We start from the raw sequence: 2,393 nt of genomic DNA on the forward strand, positions 1-2,393 counted from the left end.
CGATGACCTGGACGCCTTCGAGCAGACCGAGGGCGCCCATCGCTTCCGGGCTGTCCCTTTCCTGGCCGGACGGGCGGCGGCGGGATCGGGGCTCGTCGTGGACGAGGACGAGGTGCAGGGCTACGTTGTAGTCCACGAGCACGCGTGCCCGGACCCGAAGCGGCAGCGCGCGGTGCGCTTGGCTGGCGATTCGATGATGCCGCATCTGCCCGACGGGAGCATCGTCGGCGTGGACCTCACGTGCACAGACCCGCGGCGACTTGTTGGCCGGCTGGTCTGCGCGCGGACGGACGAGGAGGAGACGGTGGTGGTGAAGCGCCTGAGTGCGCTTCGGCGGGAGTCACTGACGCTGGCAAGCCACAACCCGGACTTCAAGGACATCGAGGTGCGCTTCGCGGAAGTGGACAGCCCCATCGTGGGTGCGGTAGCATGGGCATGGGCCAACTTCGAGTAAGGAGGCCGGCAATGGTCATCTTCCAGTTCTTGGCCGTATTGGGGATCATCTTCGGCTGCCTGGGACTCATCGGATGCGCGGGCGATAGCGGGAACATGCTGGGCGTCATCACTGCCGTCATGGTCGTGCTGGGATCGACCATCATCCTGGTTGGGGCCGTGGGCGTGCAGGCCATCGGCGAGGTGCGGGACGAGATCAGGAAGATGAACAGGGGAGCGACGCCGCAGGAGGGGCCAGTGAAGGGCGCGGCAATCGCCGCCGCTGTTCGCAAGCCTCACCGGGGGCTTCTGGGGCGGCTGAGGGGCGGGAAGGCGTAAGCAGGGGCAAGTCTCAGCCGTGTTTCGCTGCCCAGGCGGCGGCCTTGTGCATGTCGCGCTCGGCGTAGATGAGGGTCGTGTTCAGGCTCGTGTGCCCGAGCAGGGCGCTCGACACATCGAGACTGGTGCGCGCCGCGGCCGTGGCGACGTTGTGCCGCAGACGGTTGGGAGCCCACAGGGGAATGGCGACCTTCGCCCGCTCGCGTGCGAGGCCAATCCCCATCCCCTCTGCCAGGCGGCTGACCAGCGCACGCCGCGCTGCCAGCAGGGCCCATCGCACGGCACGGGCGTAGGTCTGCGTGGTGTAGGCATCTCCCGGTGCTCGTGCGGATGCGTAGCGCCGCACCCGCGTTCCCCGCTCGCGCACGACCTCGGCGGGGCTGAAGCAGGGCGTCTCGGGATCGCGCAGCAGGTAGGGGGCCAGGATCGCCTGCGCCTGCGGGCCGAGCACAATGGTGCGCTCCTTCCCCCGGTGCTTGGTCTTATGGTGGCGCGGGCGGTACAGCCACACGCGCGCATCGGGCTCAGGCGACACACGGACCTCCACACCCACACGGTCGACATCCGCCGGTCGCATGGTCACCAGTTCGCCCGGACGCATGCCCGTGAGCGCGTGCAGCCGGATCATGTCCGCCAGGATCGAGGGCGCATGGTCGATGGCCGCCTGGACATGCTCGCGGGCGACCGTCGTGACTGGCGGCGTCTCCCGGACCCCCGCCTCCCCGGCGCGCATGCCATCAACGATGATCAACCCCCCGTAGACGTGCGGGCTGAGCAGGCCCTGCTGCGCGCCCCACTTGAAGGCGTGCTTGATGACCTTCGTGTAGGTGTTGACCGTGCGACGGGCAAGGTCAGCGTCGACCATGCTACGACGCACCCCCTCCAGCAGCGAAGCGTTCATGTCCTCGGCAGGGAGCGTCCCGATGCCCCGCACCAGGTAAGCAAGAGCGCTTCGGCACAGGCTGACCTGGCTGGTCGGGGCCCCGTTGGCATGGCGGTAGCGGTCTCGGGCCCACTGCATGTACAGCGATGTGAGGGAGGCGACACTGCCGGTGAAGTGCGCGGGGGCATCACCCAGGGCGGCATCGCGCCACAGGGCATCGGCGATTTGCTCGGCGATCTTCGCGTCCGTCGTGGCGTGCTGATGACCGGCGGGTCGAAGGGGGATTTCCTTGCGGCGGGTTTCGCCCGGAAGGGTGACGCGCCAGTAGAAGCGATCGTTCGGACCGCGGCGATGCACTGTGCCGGGGCGTGCGGAGTGAGCCTTGCCCATGGGCTATCTCCTGTGAGTTGTCACATGAAGTGTCACATGGAAAGGCCCGCCTGTCAAGCCCCTTTCTGTAACTTCAACGCCACAAAGAAGATAGCTGGTCGGGGCGGCGAGATTTGAACTCGCGACCTCTTGACCCCCAGACAGTCCCGCCGGTTTCTGTAACTCGTGAGCAGATCACGGGTTACTGTCGCAACCACTTGTGCTCACTCCGCTTATCCGGTCCCCGCCCGTGCCCTCCCGTCCCATCATCATGGCCGATTCTGAGCACGTGTCACATGCGGTGTCACATGATGCCCCGGCTGTGAATGCCCCTCGACGCCCCATTTTCACACAAATCCACACCAATACC

At 66.9% G+C, this 2,393-nt stretch carries 3 protein-coding genes; 2 read left to right on the top strand and 1 reads right to left on the bottom strand.

Going from position 1 to position 2,393, the window contains the following annotated elements; all coding sequences use genetic code 11:
* Together VM221_07095 and VM221_07100 are read left to right on the top strand one after the other, a co-directional pair.
* Positions 1 to 454: S24 family peptidase (locus tag VM221_07095; GenBank protein ID HUT74584.1), on the top strand; the 454-nt coding region annotated here is incomplete at its 5' end.
* An 11-nt stretch (positions 455 to 465) separates the two neighbouring features.
* Complete coding sequence (locus VM221_07100; GenBank protein ID HUT74585.1) at positions 466 to 771, top strand: hypothetical protein; 306 nt, start codon at positions 466 to 468, stop codon at positions 769 to 771.
* A 13-nt stretch (positions 772 to 784) separates the two neighbouring features.
* Here VM221_07100 and VM221_07105 read toward each other — a convergent pair whose 3' ends face one another.
* Positions 785 to 2,044 carry a site-specific integrase gene (locus VM221_07105; GenBank protein ID HUT74586.1) on the bottom strand — a complete coding sequence of 420 codons (1,260 nt, stop codon included), beginning with the start codon at positions 2,042 to 2,044 and terminating at the stop codon, positions 785 to 787.
* Positions 2,045 to 2,393 lie beyond the last annotated feature (349 nt).

This window comes from Armatimonadota bacterium (genome assembly GCA_035527535.1).
Classification (GTDB): Bacteria; Armatimonadota; Hebobacteria.